Source organism: Holdemania sp., assembly GCF_986127675.1.
Genome location: NZ_CFQZWI010000063.1, coordinates 1 through 17,729 on the forward strand (window position 1 = coordinate 1; position 17,729 = coordinate 17,729).

At 50.1% G+C, this 17,729-nt stretch carries 18 protein-coding genes; 4 read left to right on the forward strand and 14 right to left on the reverse strand.

Annotated elements, in window-relative coordinates:
- The 7 genes from AC5OW4_RS10030 to AC5OW4_RS10060 form a co-directional block, all read right to left on the reverse strand.
- Window positions 1–329: PadR family transcriptional regulator (locus AC5OW4_RS10030; protein ID WP_493676923.1), on the reverse strand; the 329-nt coding region annotated here is incomplete at its 3' end.
- A 437-nt stretch (window positions 330–766) separates the two neighbouring features.
- Complete coding sequence (locus AC5OW4_RS10035; protein WP_195548235.1) at window positions 767–1,453, reverse strand: hypothetical protein; 687 nt, start codon at window positions 1,451–1,453, stop codon at window positions 767–769.
- On the reverse strand, window positions 1,441–2,058 hold the full coding sequence (locus tag AC5OW4_RS10040; RefSeq protein ID WP_195548236.1) for a YczE/YyaS/YitT family protein: 618 nt from the start codon (window positions 2,056–2,058) through the stop codon (window positions 1,441–1,443). Before AC5OW4_RS10040 ends, AC5OW4_RS10035 begins: the two co-directional genes overlap by 13 nt.
- Complete coding sequence (locus AC5OW4_RS10045) at window positions 2,042–3,484, reverse strand: family 1 glycosylhydrolase (RefSeq protein ID WP_195548237.1); 1,443 nt, start codon at window positions 3,482–3,484, stop codon at window positions 2,042–2,044. Before AC5OW4_RS10045 ends, AC5OW4_RS10040 begins: the two co-directional genes overlap by 17 nt.
- A 243-nt stretch (window positions 3,485–3,727) precedes the next feature.
- Entirely contained in the window at window positions 3,728–4,042 is a 315-nt protein-coding gene (locus AC5OW4_RS10050; protein ID WP_006057311.1) for a PTS sugar transporter subunit IIA, read from the reverse strand.
- Window positions 4,043–4,065: 23 nt separating this feature from the next.
- Window positions 4,066–5,421 carry a PTS sugar transporter subunit IIC gene (locus tag AC5OW4_RS10055; protein WP_195548238.1) on the reverse strand — a complete coding sequence of 452 codons (1,356 nt, stop codon included), beginning with the start codon at window positions 5,419–5,421 and terminating at the stop codon, window positions 4,066–4,068.
- A gap of 24 nt (window positions 5,422–5,445) precedes the next feature.
- Window positions 5,446–5,760: a PTS sugar transporter subunit IIB gene (locus AC5OW4_RS10060; protein ID WP_072683032.1), complete on the reverse strand. Its 315-nt coding sequence runs from the start codon at window positions 5,758–5,760 to the stop codon at window positions 5,446–5,448.
- Between the two features lie 181 nt (window positions 5,761–5,941).
- On the opposite strand from AC5OW4_RS10060, the gene AC5OW4_RS10065 reads away from it, so the two are divergent.
- Together AC5OW4_RS10065 and AC5OW4_RS10070 are read left to right on the forward strand one after the other, a co-directional pair.
- Window positions 5,942–7,840 carry a BglG family transcription antiterminator gene (locus tag AC5OW4_RS10065; RefSeq protein ID WP_072683031.1) on the forward strand — a complete coding sequence of 633 codons (1,899 nt, stop codon included), beginning with the start codon at window positions 5,942–5,944 and terminating at the stop codon, window positions 7,838–7,840.
- A 12-nt stretch (window positions 7,841–7,852) separates the two neighbouring features.
- Window positions 7,853–8,488, forward strand: coding sequence for a hypothetical protein (locus AC5OW4_RS10070; RefSeq protein ID WP_072683030.1), 636 nt, complete (start codon window positions 7,853–7,855; stop codon window positions 8,486–8,488).
- A 602-nt stretch (window positions 8,489–9,090) separates the two neighbouring features.
- Here AC5OW4_RS10070 and AC5OW4_RS10075 read toward each other — a convergent pair.
- Window positions 9,091–10,113 carry a sugar kinase gene (locus tag AC5OW4_RS10075; RefSeq protein WP_072683029.1) on the reverse strand — a complete coding sequence of 341 codons (1,023 nt, stop codon included), beginning with the start codon at window positions 10,111–10,113 and terminating at the stop codon, window positions 9,091–9,093.
- Between the two features lie 21 nt (window positions 10,114–10,134).
- The gene (gene eda / locus AC5OW4_RS10080) at window positions 10,135–11,097 is read right to left on the reverse strand and encodes a bifunctional 4-hydroxy-2-oxoglutarate aldolase/2-dehydro-3-deoxy-phosphogluconate aldolase (RefSeq protein WP_072683028.1); all 963 of its coding nucleotides are present in this window, start codon (window positions 11,095–11,097) and stop codon (window positions 10,135–10,137) included.
- Between the two features lie 195 nt (window positions 11,098–11,292).
- Between eda and AC5OW4_RS10085 the strand changes: the two genes are divergently transcribed.
- Together AC5OW4_RS10085 and AC5OW4_RS10090 are read left to right on the forward strand one after the other, a co-directional pair.
- Window positions 11,293–11,946 carry a helix-turn-helix transcriptional regulator gene (locus AC5OW4_RS10085; protein ID WP_072683027.1) on the forward strand — a complete coding sequence of 218 codons (654 nt, stop codon included), beginning with the start codon at window positions 11,293–11,295 and terminating at the stop codon, window positions 11,944–11,946.
- The gene (locus AC5OW4_RS10090) at window positions 11,943–13,193 is read left to right on the forward strand and encodes a CCA tRNA nucleotidyltransferase (protein ID WP_195395791.1); all 1,251 of its coding nucleotides are present in this window, start codon (window positions 11,943–11,945) and stop codon (window positions 13,191–13,193) included. The genes AC5OW4_RS10085 and AC5OW4_RS10090 overlap by 4 nt, the downstream gene beginning before the upstream one ends.
- A 69-nt stretch (window positions 13,194–13,262) precedes the next feature.
- Here the strand turns inward: AC5OW4_RS10090 and AC5OW4_RS10095 are convergent, their stop codons facing one another.
- The 5 genes from AC5OW4_RS10095 to AC5OW4_RS10115 form a co-directional block, all read right to left on the reverse strand.
- Window positions 13,263–14,165, reverse strand: a complete 903-nt coding sequence (locus tag AC5OW4_RS10095; protein ID WP_072683025.1) for a sugar phosphate isomerase/epimerase family protein — start codon at window positions 14,163–14,165, stop codon at window positions 13,263–13,265.
- Between the two features lie 211 nt (window positions 14,166–14,376).
- Window positions 14,377–14,823, reverse strand: coding sequence for a MarR family winged helix-turn-helix transcriptional regulator (locus AC5OW4_RS10100; RefSeq protein ID WP_072683024.1), 447 nt, complete (start codon window positions 14,821–14,823; stop codon window positions 14,377–14,379).
- A 140-nt stretch (window positions 14,824–14,963) separates the two neighbouring features.
- The gene (locus AC5OW4_RS10105) at window positions 14,964–15,803 is read right to left on the reverse strand and encodes a metallophosphoesterase (RefSeq protein WP_195395793.1); all 840 of its coding nucleotides are present in this window, start codon (window positions 15,801–15,803) and stop codon (window positions 14,964–14,966) included.
- A 111-nt stretch (window positions 15,804–15,914) separates the two neighbouring features.
- Window positions 15,915–17,255, reverse strand: a complete 1,341-nt coding sequence (gene gdhA / locus AC5OW4_RS10110; RefSeq protein ID WP_308560215.1) for an NADP-specific glutamate dehydrogenase — start codon at window positions 17,253–17,255, stop codon at window positions 15,915–15,917.
- Between the two features lie 98 nt (window positions 17,256–17,353).
- Window positions 17,354–17,729: hypothetical protein (locus tag AC5OW4_RS10115; RefSeq protein WP_493676924.1), on the reverse strand; the 376-nt coding region annotated here is incomplete at its 5' end.

Here is a 17,729-nt window from a genome sequence, read left to right on the forward strand (position 1 = left end):
CGATCTTGAAACGAAAGCACCTGATTGACTGCGGAAGAAAAGCTTTCCCACTGTTCCTGCTGAGCTTCCAGCTGCTTGACGCCCCGAGCCGTAATGGTATAGTACCGGCGCGTCCGCCCGTTCACCGTTTTGCTTACCGAACGGATCCAGCCTTCATTTTCCATTTTGTGCAGAATCGGATACAATGTGCCTTCCTTAAAATCAAACGCGTCATTCGACCGGTCTTTGAGCGTCTTGATCAATTCATAGCCGTAGCGTTCCTGTTCCTTCAACAAACTTAATACCAACAAAGCGGAACTGCCGGCGATCAAGCCTTTATCATAATTCATAAACAACCTCCTTCCATACCTAGAATTTCTATGCTTCTATTATACATAGTTCTTCAAGGTATAACAAGGCATTATCTATCAATACTTCATGCTTTGTGATCAAGAGGATTCGATGCCAAAATAAAAGCTGTGTTCCTGATGATTCAAGCACACAGCTTACCATTAGATTCAGCCACTTCCCCTCATTTCAATCCAGATAAAAAACAGATGTGCCGCAGCTTTGGGGGAAAATCTGTTTTTTCGCGCCAGCGCTTCCTGAATCCGTATTATCATCATTTCGGTATTGCATTTCTGATCCCGCGGCAGATTTTCAACACATTCATTGATATCCCCCAGACAAACGCCCTTGCCCTCAGCTTGCCTGTCGTCTTCCCTCTGATTTACCGCAAAGACTTCGCCTCAGATAAAATCGAAAGGAAAAGCAGATGTTGTTTCATTCATGGTTTCAACTTCTTTTGTTTACCAAGTGTCAGAAGTCCCGCAAGCTCCATTCCATAGGCGATGAAGCTGACGAGCATTCCCCATTTTCCATATTGAATCACCATCAAAAGGAACAATCCCAGACCAAACTCCGCCAGCCGCTTCACCGAATCATCTGCGAATAACCGCCGGAACAGCTGGGCCAGAATCAGGAAAACCACCACCAGTTCAATTAATGCCAGAATTAGCTCCAGCGGACCAAGAGAAGCATAAGCGGCGCTCAATATCGCGGCCGATGCCGCAGGAAGCTGGGCAGTCTGACCGCTGACCTCCAGTAAACCATACTGAATCAGCGGAGAATAGCTGGCCATCGTCACGACAAACGTATTGATCAGCGCATAGCCGCCATAAATCAGACTGATTCTGCCGAGCGAAGCCGGACGAAAACGGCGAAAAAACAACGCGGCGGTCAGCGTCCAGGTCAAGACCGCCGTGATCAAATAAAAGACCGTGGAGGTGGGCGTATCCAGATTCAGCGACCAGGCATTTTTAAACACATTCAAGAACAGATTGGCGGTTAAATAAAATGCGGCTCCCAACAAGACGCCGGGGATTTTCGGTTTCTCTTTCGCCGTGAGAATCAACGTGAGCGGCAGCGCCAGCCCCGCGACACCCAGGATCGACAACAAAATCAATTTGAGCATGATTCAGTCCTCCTTCCTCTTTGAAACCGATGGATCAGCGGGCCCGTCGTGACAATGGAAATCACCGTACCGACGCCCGCGATGCCGCCGGCCAGACAGCCCAGCACCGTCAGTGCCAGATCCGCGCCCCAGCGCAGAATCGAATACGATATGCCCAAGCGGGCCTGTGCTGCATGAAGCAGGCTGTCCAGTCCATTCATGCCCAGCTGACAGCGGATCAACATCGCGAGGCTGAACGCATATACCATTTGCCCGAGGAGGAAGACAAGCAGGCGTCCGGGCAGAGTAAACCCGGCGATCAGACTGCCGGTCAGGGCCACTGTGCCGTCAATCGCGAAGCCGGTGACCAGCGCTGAAATCACAGTACCGGCCCCGAAGTAGTTCCGCGCGGTCAGAAACGCCGCCGCAATCAAAACCAGATTATACAGCCGCGACGCCTGACCATAGCTGATATGCAGCTGGCAATGCAGCCCATCCTGGAAAACCGTGACCGTGTCCGAACCGATATTCGCGTTTAAGATCAAGCCGACACCCGCGCCGATGCCCACTCCGGCCAGCGCTGCCAGAACCGCTGTCTTCCACGACAGGCTAGAGATCCGCTCCATTCGTTTCAATCACCCGCTTATACCAGTCAAAGCTCTTTTTCTTAAACCGTTTCCGGCTGCCTGTGCCGTCGTCGTTCAGATCGACATACACAAACCCATAACGTTTGGACATTTCATTGGTCGTGCAGCTGACAATATCAATCGGTCCCCATGCGCAGTAAGCGAACACCTCGACGCCATCGCGGATCGCTTCCTTGATTGCCTTAAGATGCTCACGCAGATAATCAATCCGGTAATCATCCTCAACCGTTCCTGCTTTCAGCTCATCCAGCGCTCCCAGTCCATTCTCCGCGATCATCAGCGGCAGCTGGTAGCGGTCATAGTACACGTTGAGCGAATTGCGCAGTCCCAGCGGATCGACGCACCAGCCCCAAATCGAAGCCGGAAGCAGCGGATTACGGGAGATATCATTCAGATCGGCCGTGTTGTGAACCGCTGAATTCATTCGCGAGTAATAATAGCTGAATGCCATATAATCGGCAGTATAGTTGTGAATCAGATCCAGTTCCTCCTGCGTCATCACAATGTTCAGCTGATGATCCTCAAAATACCGCAGCGCATAGCCCGGATACTGTCCGCGGATCCGCACGTCGCCATAGAAAAACTGACTCATCTGATTTTTCTGCAGGGTGCTGAACACATCCTCCGGCGACGCGGTTTCCGGGTAGCAATTATGATCGGAAATCATCATACCGAGCTTGAATTCCGGATCGATCTCCCGTCCCAGCCTGGTCGCCAGCGAACAGGCCACAAACTGATTGTGAATCGCCTGATATTTCGCTTCTTCCAGATTGTCGACCTGATCGCACAGAATACCCAGAGAATTAAACGATTCGACATAAATCAGGTTGATCTGATTGATCAGAATCCAATATTTCACCTTTCCCCGATAGCGCTCAAAACAAGTCCGGGCAAAGCGGGCGTAAAAGTCGATCAGGCGTTTATCGCGCCACCCGCCGTATTCCGTCACCAGCTTTAACGGCAGTTCGTAATGAAACAGCGTAATGATCGGCTCCATGCCATTGGCTACAATCGTGTCGATCAGGTCGTCGTAGAATTGCAGACCTTCTTCGTTGGGCTGCTCGTCGTCGCCGTTGGGATAGATCCGCGCCCAGTTGATCGAGGTGCGGAAGGCTTTCAGTCCCAGCTGCTTCATCAGCGCCAGATCGTCCTTGTAGGTGTGATAAAAATCAATGCCGCTGCGCTTGGGGAACTGCCAGTCCTCCCTGATCGCTAATAATTCATTTAACCGGGTGCTGGTCATTTCTGAATCCGCATCGCGCTTGCCGCCGCGGACTAAATGGGGATTGTGCCAGTCCACGTCGGGTACGGACAGCCCTTTGCCGCCTTCCTGCCATGCCCCCTCTGCCTGATTGGCCGCAATCGCGCCGCCCCATAAAAAATCGTCTGGAAATCCGTGTTTCATCGCTTCCTCCTTCTTCAAGTTTTTGACTTCTGCGTTTTTACTCTATATTCTGCTTTCGCGATTCACTATATTGTTTTACTTCCGTTTTTAATTTTGCGTTTTACTTTCACCTTTTGTTTTGTGTATTTCTACCCGCTTTCGTGGCGACCCTTCCGCCGCTTGCTTGTTCAGTCTGAAATAGTCTGACCTGAAATAGTCTGATTGGAAAAGAAGCTGCCTGAGATGCAGGCAGCTGTCTGTCGTTTATGCGTGCCGCAGGAAATACAGTTCGCTGAGCTCTTTGATCAGATCAATCGTCGCCATCGTTGTCATCAAATGATCCTGAGCATGCACGACGATAATCGAAAACTCGGCGTGCATCTGTCCGGCAGCCTCCTCCTGAAGCATCGCGTACTGCGCTTTATGAGCCTCGTTAATTTTGTTTTCCGCTTCTTCCATCTTCGCTTCATAGCCGGCATGATCATTCTGTTTCGCCGCTTCCAGCGCTTCGTAAGCAGAGCTTTTTGCGTCCCCGGCATACGAGATAATTTCAAAAGCTGTCATTTTGATATCGGTCATGTTTCTGCCTCGTTTCTTTTGTCTTATGCGGATGCGTTGGCGGACGCTTCCAACTCAGCGGCTTCCCCGCTTTCCTGCTCGATGCAGCGTTTTTCATAGATCTTGAAGAACGGATAATAGATCACCCAGTCGATGGCGAACATCACGACGACTAACAGGCAGGAGCGCCAGTCCAGCGTCGAGATGAACGCGCCCAGCACGGTCGGCGTTGTCGAGGTCAAAAACAGGAACGAATGATTGACCAGCCCCAGCGAGGTACACAGCCAGCCTAACAGAATATTGGCCGATGGCGCTAACATGAACGGAATGACCAGAATCGGATTCAGGAAGATCGGCAGGCCGAAGATCACCGGCTCGTTGATATTGAACAGCGACGGGACGATCGCCACCTTGCCGACGGCGCTGAGCTGTTTCGACTTACTCTTGACGCACATTGCGCACAAGGCCAGCGTGGAGCCCGCTCCGCCGATGCAGGAATAATACGCCCAGAACGACTGGGTATAGACGTGCGGCAGAGCGTTCAGCGCGGTACCGGCCGCGAAGGCTTCGGCATTGGCAGTCAGCGTGACCAGCTGGAGCGGATCCAGAAGCGGCCCGACGACCGTCGTCGGATGAATGCCGAACGAGAACAACAGGTTTTCAAACGCGGTCAGCACGGTGACGGCGACCGGATTTTCCACCGCCACGGTAATTAACGTGAAGATGTACTGCCACAGCTCCGGCAGCAGCTTGCCGAAAGCCAGCTGGGAAATCACGCTCAGCGCATAGAAGAGTATCAACGCGTAGACATATGGGAAAATCGTACTGAACGTATTCTCAATGACCTGCGGGACGCTGGGCGGCATGTGAATCGTCCAGCCCTTCTCAATCGAAATCCGCATGATTTCCACCGATCCCAGAGCGACCAGACAGGCGACCAGAATGCCGACGGAGCCTAAATAGGCAATCGACATCGCGCCGGAAATAACCGGTGAGGCGATCAACAGATATATCGAGGTTGCGCACACCGCGAAATTGACGGCGTTCTTTTTATAATGCTCGGCCAGCGAATACGCTACGGTGAAACAGATAAAAATCGAGATGATGCCCAGCGTCGCTCCATACGGCGCGTAACAGATGTCCTTGAAGTTCGTCGACATCTGGAACCAGGCGTTCATAAAGGCATCAAAGAAACCAACGCCGGTCGCGTAGCCTTCCTGCCACGGGCACTTATAGATTAAGAAAGCAATGCCGCCGACAAACGTAAACGGCAGCGCGCTGACAACGCCGTCGCGCAGCGCCAGAAAGTGCGGTTCGGTTCCGAAGAAGGTCGCCATCGGCATACATAATTCTTCAAACCGGTCGAGGAATTTCTTTTTTTCGTGCTGTTGTTTCGCCATGGAATAAAGTCCCCCTTTTCCCTTTTATTTTTGTTTTGCCTGTTCGCAGCGGCGAATCTGATCCAGAATCGCCTTGCCGTTGCAGCGGCCGAAGTCTGCCGGTTCAATATTCATGACCGTTAAACCCTCATACGGCTCGGCCAGACTCTGCACCGTTTTAATTTGATAGCGGATCTGCGGCGCCAGCAGGACATAGTCATATTTCCCCATGACCTTCTTCGCCTCCGACAACGACTTTGCTTCGATTGTCCACGGTTCGTCGCTTGTCAGGTTTTCTTTCATTTTCTGCAAGACGACGCTGGTGCTGGAACCGCAGGCGCAGACCAGTAAAATGTTCATTGCGTTACCCTCCTCTTGGCTTCTGATTTATTTATACCACCGGAAAGAAAACGGTGTAGGAAAGGAGTTCCCTATCGAAAAGGTAAACTTTATTTGAAGAATTTACCTTTGTGTTAAAGAAGATAAAGGCAATTTCAAATTTTATAATTGTTTATAATGAAAAAGAAAAGAGGGGCGTTTTATGTACGAAAAAGACCGGCTGATTCTGCTTCAGAAGCTGATGGCTTCCTCGGAACCGCTGTCCAGCTCGGCGCTGGCTTTTACGCTGAACGTCAGCGTCAAGACATTGTTGAAATACATCAATCAGCTCAAGGATGAATTGATGGAAAACGGAGCTGATATTTTAATCAAGCGCGGATCAGGATCGGTGTTGATCGTTTACGATCCGGATAAATTCAATCATTATGTCCAGTCTTTAAGCGTGGGGGAAGTCAATGACGTCGGCTCTCCGGAAAACCGCAAAAAATATCTGCTTGCCCGGCTGATCACAGAAAATGAATATCTCAATTTATACGATCTGGCCGATGAAATTTATATTTCTCCTTCCTCGCTGCGCAAGGATCTCAAGGAGCTGAAGCCGACGCTGGAACGCTATCATCTGACGCTGCAGCACAGTCACAGCAACGGCTATCGGATCACCGGCAAGGAAAAGGATATCCGCCGATGTCTGTCCAAGGAAGCGTCGATCAGCGGAATCATCGACTTTCTGCCGCAGGAGACCAGTTACAAATCGAAGCAGCTGAGCCTGATTCAGCACGTCATCGCGGAATCACTGATGAATGCCAACATTTCAATCACCGCCGATTCCTGCAGCGCGCTGTCGCTGCATATTCTGATCGCGATCAACCGCGTGGAAACCAACAATATCATCAATCAGGAAGTCAGCGAAGCCATGCGGCAGTCGCTGGAATACAAAACAGCGATTGATATCAACCGCTCGATTGAGGAAATTTTCCATGTGTCGCTGCCGGAAGCGGAGCTGTGTTATTTTGCCTTCCATATCAACGGGAAAAAGAAAATCAACGCCGATCATGGAAGTCTGGGTGAGGATCTGCCGCAGGACGCCGTTGTTTTTTATAATTTATTTCTGCGCAATATCTTGAAGCTGTCCAAAATCGATTTGTTTGAGGATAAGGATCTGCGGGCGAATCTCTTAACGCACATCGTGCCGTTTCTGCACCGGCTGGAAAATAACATGCAGGTCACGCAGTCGAATCTGTCGTCGATCCGCGACGAGTTTCCGTTCGCCAACGAGCTGGCGGTCTGCGGCCTGTCGTTTATTCCCAGAAAATATGGCATCGCCGTGTCCGAGGAAGAAATCATGTACTTCACGCTGCACATCGCGCTGGCTCTGGAGCGGGGCCCGGAAGCGCGGGTAAAAGTGAATATCGCCGTGATCTCCAACGATATTTCCAGTTTGTTTAAGCTGATCGCTTACCGGCTAAACAAAACGCTGGCGGATTTTATCAATCTGGTCAAGCTGTTCGATGCGAAATCGCTGGATGCAGAGGAACTGAAAAAGTTCGACGTGATTCTTAATGCCACGGAAATGAATCTGCGTTTCGATAAACCGACGTTAAAAATCCAGCCAAGTCTTTCGGAGAATGATCTGCATATCCTGCGCCTGCTGCTGAACAATCTGAATGAGAAGTTTCATCTGGACAAACTGATCCGTCCCGAGCTGTATCTGGAAATCAGCGCTTCTTCACGGCAGGAAGCCTTGATGAAACAAATTGAACACATTCGAAAAAGTTTGCCGCTGCCTGCGAATTTCTATGATTCCGTCGCCGCCCGGGAGCGCATGGGGACAACCGAATATAATAATAAAATTGCGATTCCGCATCCGTTAAACCCGGAACAGCTGCCGAATTTTATCTCCATCTGCAAGCTGAAAAAACCGGTGACGTGGAATGCGAAACCGGTTCAGATTATTTTCTTGGTCTGTATCAATGAGAATCAGGCATTGACACGGATTTTCTTTGATAAAATCTCCAAAATTATTCAAAATAGTCATCTGGCTTTTGAATTGTTGGAAACGAGAAATTATGATGAATTCATGGCAAAGTTCAGTCAGTTCTAAAGGAGGGATTTGATGTTTACTGCATTTCCCAGCTGTCAGTTTCAGGCTGCCCATCCGCAAACTGCCGCTGAAATAAGGGATTATCTTCAATGTCGCTGGAACGCTGAAACGACGGGCTGCTGCCGGAGTGAGGGATTGAAGTTTCAGTCCGGCGATACCCTGATCACGGTTTGTCTCAGCTGCACAGCGATTCTTAAAGAACGATTTCCTTCTTGTTCAGTCATAACACTTTATGACTTGTTGGAGCAGGATTGTGAGTTTCTCTGGCCTGATGTGCACGGACAGGTCATCACGCTGCAGGACTGCGCCCGGGCAGATGTCCCTCTGCGCCGTCAGGTTCGCAGCTTGCTGGCGAGAATGAATTATACCGTGCATGAAATGGGTGAGACAGCGCCGCCCACCTGCGGCACCCTTTTGATGAATCCGATCAGCGAGCGAAATCTGCAAAGCGCCCCGACTTACTTCAAAGCGCTGCAGGCTCAGGTTAAAATTCTGGATTTTGCCAAGCAGCAAAAGCTTTTGCAAGCTCAGGCTGGTTACTATCCTGACAAACGAGTGGTCGCCTATTGCAACAGCTGTTATCAGGCGCTGGGTTCTTTGGATATCGAGCGTTTCCATCTGTTAGATCTTATTTTTATGAAAGACTGATCTATAAATGAATCCAAACTTTGAACCTTTTTACTGCGATCAGAAAGCGTATATCCCTGTGTCGTCATGATATTCTTCAGCTCATTTTCAATTTATTTGCGAATTTCCATCCTTTGTTTGTCATATACAAAAGCGGAATGATGAGAAATAGAGGCATCTGCGGCTATCCCGGAGGCGATCTCAAAAACATTGCGGCCGGCACGACTGTTTCAAGATTGACCGCAACGGAGTAATTTTTACGAATATCAGTTATCAAACCTCGCTTTTTATCTGTATAAAGCAGCGTGTCGGCAATCCGAATCTATGTATTAAATCAGCTGCACTCTCACGTCAGAAACATCCCATTTTGAGAAGCTGTACATCGTAATTCATAGACTCATCACTTTTTCCAAATTAACATGATCTACCTTAATCCCCATGTATTATCGTGAATATTTAAAATAGTTAGTTAAGCCTGCGATCGAATAACGAATGAAACAATCTTTTTGCCTTTCTTGAATTAATTTCAGCGTTGATCTGCTTTTATTCCAACTCAATAAAATAACACAAAAAAATCCTCTGCTCCCTAGAGGAACAAAGGATTGATAATTCATTGTTCTAAATTAGCGCTGAACACGTCCAGAGCCGTCACCGCCTGCCAGCGCTTCGACTTCCTCGGCGCTGACCAGATTGAAATCGCCGTTGATCGTGTGCTTCAACGCCGAAGCCGCAACCGCGAATTCCAGAGCTTCACCCTGCGTCTTCTTGGTTAACAGGCCGTGAATCAGACCGCCGGAGAACGAATCGCCGCCGCCGACCCGGTCAACAATCGGATTGATCTCATACCGCTTGGACTGATAGAATTCCTCGCCGTCATAAATCAACGCCGACCAGCCGTTATGCGTGGCGGAGAAGCTTTCGCGCAGCGTTGTGCAGACCGTCTTGAAACCGAACTGGACGCGCATCTGCTCAAAGATTGTCTTGTAGCCGTTCAGATCCAGCTTGCCGCTGGAAACATCCGTTCCTTCCGGCTTAAAGCCCAGGCACAGCTCCGCATCTTCTTCATTGCCGATGCAGACATCGACATACTGCATCAGATCCTTCATGACCGCCTGCGCTTCGGCTGGTGTCCACAGCTTTTTACGATAGTTTAAATCGCAGGAAACAGTAACGCCGTGCTTCTTCGCCGCAATGCAGGCCGCTTTGGTCAAAGCCGCGCCGTTGGCGCTGATCGCCGGCGTGATGCCCGACCAGTGGAACCAATCGGCCCCCTCCATGATCGTATCGAAATCGAAATCATCGACCGAAGCCTCGGCAATCGAGGAACCCGCACGATCATAAATAACCTTGGAAGCCCGCATTGAAGCTCCGGTTTCCAGATAATAGATGCCTACCCGATTACCGCCGCGGGCGATGTAGTCGGTATGCACGCCATACCGGCGCAGTGCGTTGACCGCCGACTGACCGATTTCATGCTTCGGCAGCTTGGTGACATAATACGCGTCATGACCATAATTAGCCAAAGAAACCGCGACGTTCGCTTCGCCGCCGCCGTAAACGACGTCAAAGGAATCAGATTGAACAAAACGAGTATTGCCCGGCGTGGACAAACGAAGCATGATTTCGCCTAATGTAATGATTTTCATAATTGAGATTTACCCCTTTCCTTATGCCGCATTTTTCAGATGAATCGCAAAGCCGCCGATTTCACCTTCAAAGTAAGCAAATTTCAGATGCCCCCTGGCATCGAACTGTTTCGTTTCTTCAACGAATTTATAACCCCGTGCTTCAAAGTAACGGACAGCGCGATCCACAGAATTCACGGTATAACAGATATGCCCATGCGTTCCGCGGCCGTTTTCATTCATCACTTCCACGGTCTCGCCCGCAAAGAAGCTCTTGGATGTGGCGCGGACATCGCACTGAAGCAGACCTGCCATTTCGTTCGCAATCCCTTCAGAGGTTGACGGCGTAGCGTTGATGCCGACATGATCCAGCTTCAGACCCAGCATCGTCTTAACTGCGTTCTGCGTCAGTTCCTTAATCTTATCGAATTCACCGTTGGCAATCAGCTTGGAATCGATCATCCAGGTGCCGCCGCAGGCCACGATCCGGTCGTAAGCCAGGTATTCGCAGATATTATTTTCCTTAATTCCGCCGGTCGGCATGAAGTTGACGTTCACATACGGAGCCGCCAGCGCCTTAATCATTTTCAGGCCGCCTAACGGCTCAGCCGGGAAGAATTTCACCGTGGTTAAGCCAAATGACAACGCTGCTTCAATATCGCTGGCATTCGCGCAGCCTGGCAGAATCATGATGTTTTTAGACTGGCAGTAACGGACGATCTCCGGATTCAGTCCCGGCGAAACGATGAACTTCGCTCCCGCTTCGATCGCATCGTCGACCTGCTTGGTCGTCAGAACGGTGCCTGCACCCAGGATCATTTCCGGGAACTTTTCATTGATGATCTGCATCGCCTGCCTGGCATGTTCAGTACGGAACGTCACCTCGGCGACAGGCAGACCACCCTCGCACAACGCCCTGGCCAGCGGTTCAGCATCCTCGATCCGGTCGATTTTGATGACCGGCACAATGCCGATCCGGCTGATTTTTTCTAAAATTGCATCCATGATTTCCACTCCTTTTTTTTATGAGTTGATACACTTCTAGTATACATGCTTTCCCCGGTTTGTAAAGAGATGTTCTAAATTTTTTTTAGATATTTAGTAATATGCTAAAAATATTTTAGGTTTCATCCGGACTATCTTGACATTTATCCACTCCTCTGAAACAATATTCATTAGAGAAAAAGGAGGAATTCGCAGGTGAATTCGATCGAAGAACAACGTCTGCTTTTTTCCCAGATTCTGGATCTGCTGGAACATCATTTCGGACCGCAATGCGAAATCGTGCTGCATGACAACACGAAGGATTATGCGCATACGATCATTGATATCCGCAACGGCCAGATCAGCGGAAGAAAGATTGGCGACGGCGGCGGCGCCTGGGGACTGGAGGTTCTCTCCAGCGAACAAACCGACACTCACCGCTATAATAAAGTCATGGTGACCGACGATGGCCGGATCATCCGCAACAGCTCAATTTTCTTTCAGGACAGCGAAGGGAAGAATATCGGTTCACTGTGTCTGAATACCGACATCACGCCGCTGGTGGAAGCTCGAAAAAATCTGGACGCATTTACCCTGCTTCCGCAGGAAGAAAAAAAGATCGGCGAGGAACCGTTTACCAACGACGTCAATCAGATTCTGGAGCTGCTTCTGCAGGAATGCCGCAAGCGCATGGACAAGCCTGCCAGGGAAATGAATAAGGAAGAAAAGATGGAAATCGTTCGATTCCTTGATCACAAGGGCGCTTTCCTGATCACAAAGAGCGGTGATAAGATCTGCGCCTTCCTCGATATTTCCAAGTTTACACTTTACAGCTATCTGGATACCATCCGCAAGGAAGATAAGGAATGAATCCCACGCTGCGCAGTGCCGGATTGACCGGCCTGAAGTGCCTTAACGAAGCGGGTTATGAAGCCTGGTGGGTGGGTGGCTGCGTTCGCGACGCATTGTTGGAACGGCCGGTGCAGGATATCGACGTAACGACCTCCGCTTTGCCTGAACAGACGATCGCCTGCTTCCGCAATGCGGGATACCTGGTGATTCCGACGGGATTGAAGCACGGCACAGTGACGGTCATGATTCACGATTTTCCGATCGAAGTCACGACTTACCGATCTGATGCCGGCTGCCACGATCACCGGCATCCCGAATCCGTTCACTTTTCACGATCTTTACAGGAAGACTGCGCGCGGCGGGATTTTACGATCAACGCGCTGTGCTGGCATCCGGATCTCGGACTGCGGGATTATTTCGATGGCCAGCAAGACCTGAAAAACAAAATCATTGCCTGCATTGGCGATCCGGTGCAGCGGTTTGACGAAGATGCGCTGCGGATTCTCAGGGCGCTGCGGTTCGCTTCCACCCTGGGATTTACAATCCATCCTGACACACGTTCCGCGCTCTTTCATCAGAAAGAACTGCTGCGGGTGTTGTCTGCCGAGCGCATTGCCCGGGAAATGGAAAAGATGGTCGTCGGACTTCGCTGGCCGGAAATCTTCGCCGGCAATCATGAAATTCTCACGGTTCTGTTTCCTCAGCTTCCCGCCCTGCAATCACCGCAGGCGATTCAAAAAGCGTTCGACGCATTCCGATTCTGTCCGCCGGTGACGCTGCCCCGGCTGGCCTGTTTCTTTCTGGAATTGCCGCAAGCGCCGTTGACCTATTGCATTGATCAGGCTCAGCATTGGGCTGGGCAGCTGAGGTTTTCCAATCGAAACAAAAAAAATCTGATCCAACTTGTCCAATATCAAAATCGCCCGCTTCCTCAGGATCGCATTGGTTTGCGGCTTCTGATCAGCGAACTTCCGGATTTGGTCGTGGAATGGATCCAGCTTCAACAGGGCTTAAACCGGCTTACACCGCAACAAGCCGCTCGCCTGATCGCCGCCAGTGAAGAAATTCGCGGCCAGGACTGCCTGACCCTCAAACAACTGGCGGTCAACGGCGCTGACTTGATCGCCGCCGGCTGTCCCCGCCCCCAGATCTCCGCACTTTTAACGCAAACGCTGAAAGCGGTGATGGAAGATCAGATTCCGAATCAAAAAGAAGCACTTCTGAGCTTTGTCCATCAACAACGAAAGCCGGAACACCCCGAGTAAACACTCTGGGCTCCGGCTTTTTTTGTCTTCTTCATGATTTTTGAAAACCGACTTTTTTTCTGACTCCCGTTAATTCCAGTTGGTCGTGAAATATCCGTTTTCCTGAATGAACTCCAGCGTGCGCCACATTTCCACCGCGCGGGTTAATCCTTGTTCGTAATCCGGCAGCGGCCAGCGGAAGAACTCAAAGGTCGCAGTGCCTGGATAATTGATCGCATTGAGCGCTTCAATAACTTCAATCCAGTTCACCGTACCAAAACCGATCGGCAGATGCTGATCCTTTTTCCCGTTGTTGTCATGCAGATGCACTTCGTACAGCTTCTTTCCCATGCGCTGGATCGTGGCCGGGATATCCACGCCGTCCACATTCGCGTGGCCGACGTCCAGACAGAAACCGACATTCTCCAGATTCACTTCTTCTACCAGCGCAATCAATTCGTCGATCTGACTGTAAAAACGCCCGCCATAGATATTCTCGATTGCCAGCCGGATTCCTTTTTCAGCAGCCCGCTGACCAAACCAGCGCAGGTTTTCCACAACCCGCCGGTGCGTTTCTTCTGCACCCCATTTTTCTAACGAAGCTTGATGAACGATTTTATTTTTCTTAAATCCCCCGTCTGAAAAAGTCCCCGGATGCACAACGAACACCCCCGGTTCCAATACACTGTAAATATCCAGACTTTTCTGCATATAATGACGGACCCGTTTCTGTTCAGGATCGTCCTCGTCCAACACGGAACCGACGAAATGATAAGACGACAGCTTCATCCCTTTTTGGACAGCCAGCGCATGAATCTGATCGGCAAATTCCTGATCTTCGGCATCCTTTTCCGGATACACCTCCTGATCCCAATAGGTATTGAACGTATGAATGCCTAATTTCAACGCCATTTCCATGAGCGTGTCCGCCTTGTTGAGATCCAGCTTGCCCTCGGCGTTGACAAAATCAAAGTGCAGTGAACATTCCCGCATGTTTCCCTCCTGTTTCCGCTCTCTGTAAGCAGAACCTTTCTGTTTTTATTATACGGCCAATCCCGTCAGGAAACAAGCAAACACCCCCGATGTCTGACAAGCCGCATCTTCGTTATTTTCCTTTTTTGATCCTGATCTTCATTCTTACCAACACTAAAAAAAGAAGTCTTCCAGAAGAGGAAAACTTCCAATGAGCTTCGATTCGCAGCGTTTATTTTTTTTCGTTTTGAAATTGAAACCGGTTGAGCAGCTGCTGGAAAAGCAAAACTTCAGCGTCTGAGAAACTGTCCATACATTGCATACAATATTTTCTGAATTCCGACTGAATAAGATCCGAAGCGGTTTTCCCTCTCTCCGTCAGGAAGATGTTCATTACTCGGCGGTCTTTATCGTTGCCGATTCGCATCACCAGATCCTCACTCTCCATTTCTGAAATGATTTCTGAAATTGTAGAGCGCTTACTGGCGGAAATGACCGCAATTTCCTGCTGATTAATTCCATTGTGGTCAGACAACAGATGCAGGATTTTTAGATGGGATAACTTGAGATTCAAAACTTTAAGCGTATCGGATTTTACTTCATAAAACTGTTTGATTAAATCTGAAAACATAATAAACGCTTTGGTGTCCAAATTCACAACGTCCCGAATTTGATTCATGAACTCACTCCTTTCTTTTTTCTTATTATAAATCAAAAGTCCAGTTAAACGTTACAATTTTACCGAATTCAATGTGAATTAAACGTTTTACTTCACATTTCACGCTGATTAAAAAGAAAAGAACGAAGCGTTTCGTTCTTTTATCCGTCATTGTGAGTGAGTTCAATTACGGGAATTTCAACCGGATTGAAGATTCGCGGCAGATACCATCGCCGGCATAATCCCCGGGAAACGATTAAATCCGAGTTCTGTTCCTGATACAAACCGCCTGCCCGCTTCGGGAACCAGCCTTGCCGGGGCGCAAACAAACCGTTGATCAAACCGGGAATTCGAACCTGTCCGCCATGGGCATGGCCGGACACGATCAGATCAAACCCGAACTGCGCGTAGATCGGCGAACGTTCCGGCCGGTGCGCTAAGAGTATCGTATATTCCGGGCAGGTCTGCACCGAACCCAGCGCCTTCATCAGTTCAATTTCCTCTTGTGAATCCCGATCAATATACGCATATTTGCGGGGATCGTCAATTCCGCACAACGTGAATCGTGTTCCGCGGATCGTGATGGTTTCTTTCCTGCTGTCCAAAACGGTAATTCCCGCCTGACGCACCCGTGCTTTGACCTCCGGGAGCGTGATCAGAGTATCAATATTTTCATGGTTGCCTGTGCAATAATAACACGGCGCTATCGCCGCAGCCTGATCAAGAAATAATTCCGCGCCCCGCAGCGGTTTGATATCGTCGATGATATCTCCCGGCATGAGAATGAGATCGCACCGGGATTGCCGCAGCTTGTCCAGCAGCCGCTTTTGATTCGGTCCGTAGACCGTGCTGTGCAGATCGGAGACGACCGCCAGTCTGACCGGCGTTTTGATCTTCGGACTGGACAGTGTATAGGATCGTAATTGAATTGGAAAACTGATGAGCCAGCCAATCAACAGATAGGCGGCGATCAGGCCGAAAAAGAGAAGGGCCAGCTTCATCGCCAGCCTCCCTCAGTAACCCTGATGGTATAGTAAACCGGTTGTTTCATTGTGATTCTCCTTTTATGTTGGATTCGCGTTGGCCTTAAAAACACGGCGGCGATTTGCTTTTTAATAATCGCCCATCGCGATCATTCCGTCAATCACCTTCTGAACACCGGCGATGTTGGCGGCCGTCACATAATCCTTCGGATCCAGCGCATACTGCCGGATTGCTTCCTGGCATTGCTTGTGAATAGAGATCATAATCCCGCGCAGCTTGTCGTCGACTTCTTCAAACGACCAGGCCAGACGCATACTGTTCTGGCTCATTTCCAACGCGGAAGTCGCAACGCCGCCGGCGTTGGACGCCTTACCCGGGGAGAACAGGATTCCCTGCTGACGATACAAAGCGATCGCTTCGTTATCGTTCGGCATGTTCGCGCCCTCGGCAACGAGTTGGCAGCCCGCTTCGATTAAGCGCCGGGCACGTTCCTTGTTGATCTCGTTCTGCGTCGCGCACGGGAAAGCCAGATCAACCTTCAGGTTGGCATCATAGACCGAACCTTCATGATATTTGCCATGGCCTGCCATTTCCGGATATGCTGAAAGCGAGGTGCGCAGCTGTTCCTTGATTTTCTTCACCGTATTCAGATCCAGCTGTTCATCGACGATATAGCCTTTGGAATCGCTCATCGCGATGACCTGAATTCCGTTCTGCTGCGCTTTTTCCGCGGCATAGATCGCGACGTTGCCGCTGCCGCTGACAATCGCTTTCTTCCCCTGCGGATCCATCTGCGCCGCTTTCATCATTTCCAAGACGAAGTAGATCAACCCGTAGCCGGTCGCTTCTTTACGTGCCAGACTGCCGCCATAGCCTACGCCCTTGCCAGTTAACACACCGCGCTCGCTGACGCCCTTCAGACGCCGGTACTGACCGTATAAATAACCGATTTCCCGTGCGCCAACGCCCATATCGCCGGCCGGCACATCGACGTCCGGACCGATATGCTTGGACAATTCAATCATAAAGCTCTGGCAGAAGCGCATCACTTCTGCATCGCTCTTGCCTTTCGGATCGAAATCACTGCCACCCTTGCCGCCGCCGATCGGCAGCGTGGTCAGGGCATTCTTGAAGATCTGTTCAAACGCCAGGAATTTCATCATCCCCAGCGTCACCGCCGGATGAAACCGCAGACCGCCTTTATAGGGACCCAAGACGCTGTTATATTGAACCCGGTAACCACGGTTGACATGCATCTGTCCCTGATCGTCCATCCACGGTACTTTAAACTGGATAATCCGCTCCGGTTCTGTCAAGCGTTCCAGAATTGCCATTTTCTCATATTCCGGATGATGATCAAAAATCAGGCTGACCGACGCCAGCACTTCTTCCACCGCCTGCAGAAACTCGGGCTGCGAGGCGTCTTTTTGTTTCAGCTGATGTAAAACTTGTTCACAATATGAATTCATTGTTATCCCACCTTTTTTATTATGATATGCTACTCGGACTGAAAATTCAATGAATAAAAGAGGGACATTCCTTTCGGATATTCCCTCTCTCGTTCATTTTAGACCGCCGGTTCAGCGTGATTGCCGAGCATTTCTTCCGGAAGCTTGACATCTTCTTCCAGATCGACGGAACGTTCTTCCCGTTCCTCGCGCAGCTCCGCTGCCCGTTCTTCGATCATGCGCGTCGTTTCGCGCTCGAATTTTGAGCCGGTTCCCGCTGGGATCAGCTTGCCGATGATAACGTTTTCCTTCAGACCGATCAGATGGTCGACCTTGCCCTTGATCGCCGCTTCGGTCAGGACCTTGGTGGTTTCCTGGAAGGATGCCGCGGACAGGAAGGAATCGGTTTCGACAGACGCTTTTGAAATACCCAGCAGCGTCGGACCAAAGACCGCCGGATGCTTGCCCGCTAACAGACAAGCAGATCGGAAGAGC

Bases quoted from the DNA above. Each gene is read 5' to 3' on its own strand.
- AC5OW4_RS10070 (WP_072683030.1), top strand. From the start codon at position 7,853: ATGTTTACTGCATTTCCCAGCTGTCAGTTTCAGGCTGCCCATCCGCAA.
- AC5OW4_RS10105 (WP_195395793.1), bottom strand. From the start codon at position 15,803: ATGAAGCTGGCCCTTCTCTTTTTCGGCCTGATCGCCGCCTATCTGTTG.
- AC5OW4_RS10040 (WP_195548236.1), bottom strand. From the start codon at position 2,058: ATGGAGCGGATCTCTAGCCTGTCGTGGAAGACAGCGGTTCTGGCAGCG.
- AC5OW4_RS10045 (WP_195548237.1), bottom strand. From the start codon at position 3,484: ATGAAACACGGATTTCCAGACGATTTTTTATGGGGCGGCGCGATTGCG.
- AC5OW4_RS10050 (WP_006057311.1), bottom strand. From the start codon at position 4,042: ATGACCGATATCAAAATGACAGCTTTTGAAATTATCTCGTATGCCGGG.
- AC5OW4_RS10060 (WP_072683032.1), bottom strand. From the start codon at position 5,760: ATGAACATTTTACTGGTCTGCGCCTGCGGTTCCAGCACCAGCGTCGTC.
- AC5OW4_RS10090 (WP_195395791.1), top strand. From the start codon at position 11,943: ATGAATCCCACGCTGCGCAGTGCCGGATTGACCGGCCTGAAGTGCCTT.
- AC5OW4_RS10035 (WP_195548235.1), bottom strand. From the start codon at position 1,453: ATGCTCAAATTGATTTTGTTGTCGATCCTGGGTGTCGCGGGGCTGGCG.
- AC5OW4_RS10065 (WP_072683031.1), top strand. From the start codon at position 5,942: ATGTACGAAAAAGACCGGCTGATTCTGCTTCAGAAGCTGATGGCTTCC.
- gdhA (WP_308560215.1), bottom strand. From the start codon at position 17,255: ATGAATTCATATTGTGAACAAGTTTTACATCAGCTGAAACAAAAAGAC.
- AC5OW4_RS10100 (WP_072683024.1), bottom strand. From the start codon at position 14,823: ATGAATCAAATTCGGGACGTTGTGAATTTGGACACCAAAGCGTTTATT.
- eda (WP_072683028.1), bottom strand. From the start codon at position 11,097: ATGGATGCAATTTTAGAAAAAATCAGCCGGATCGGCATTGTGCCGGTC.
- AC5OW4_RS10055 (WP_195548238.1), bottom strand. From the start codon at position 5,421: ATGGCGAAACAACAGCACGAAAAAAAGAAATTCCTCGACCGGTTTGAA.
- AC5OW4_RS10075 (WP_072683029.1), bottom strand. From the start codon at position 10,113: ATGAAAATCATTACATTAGGCGAAATCATGCTTCGTTTGTCCACGCCG.
- AC5OW4_RS10095 (WP_072683025.1), bottom strand. From the start codon at position 14,165: ATGCGGGAATGTTCACTGCACTTTGATTTTGTCAACGCCGAGGGCAAG.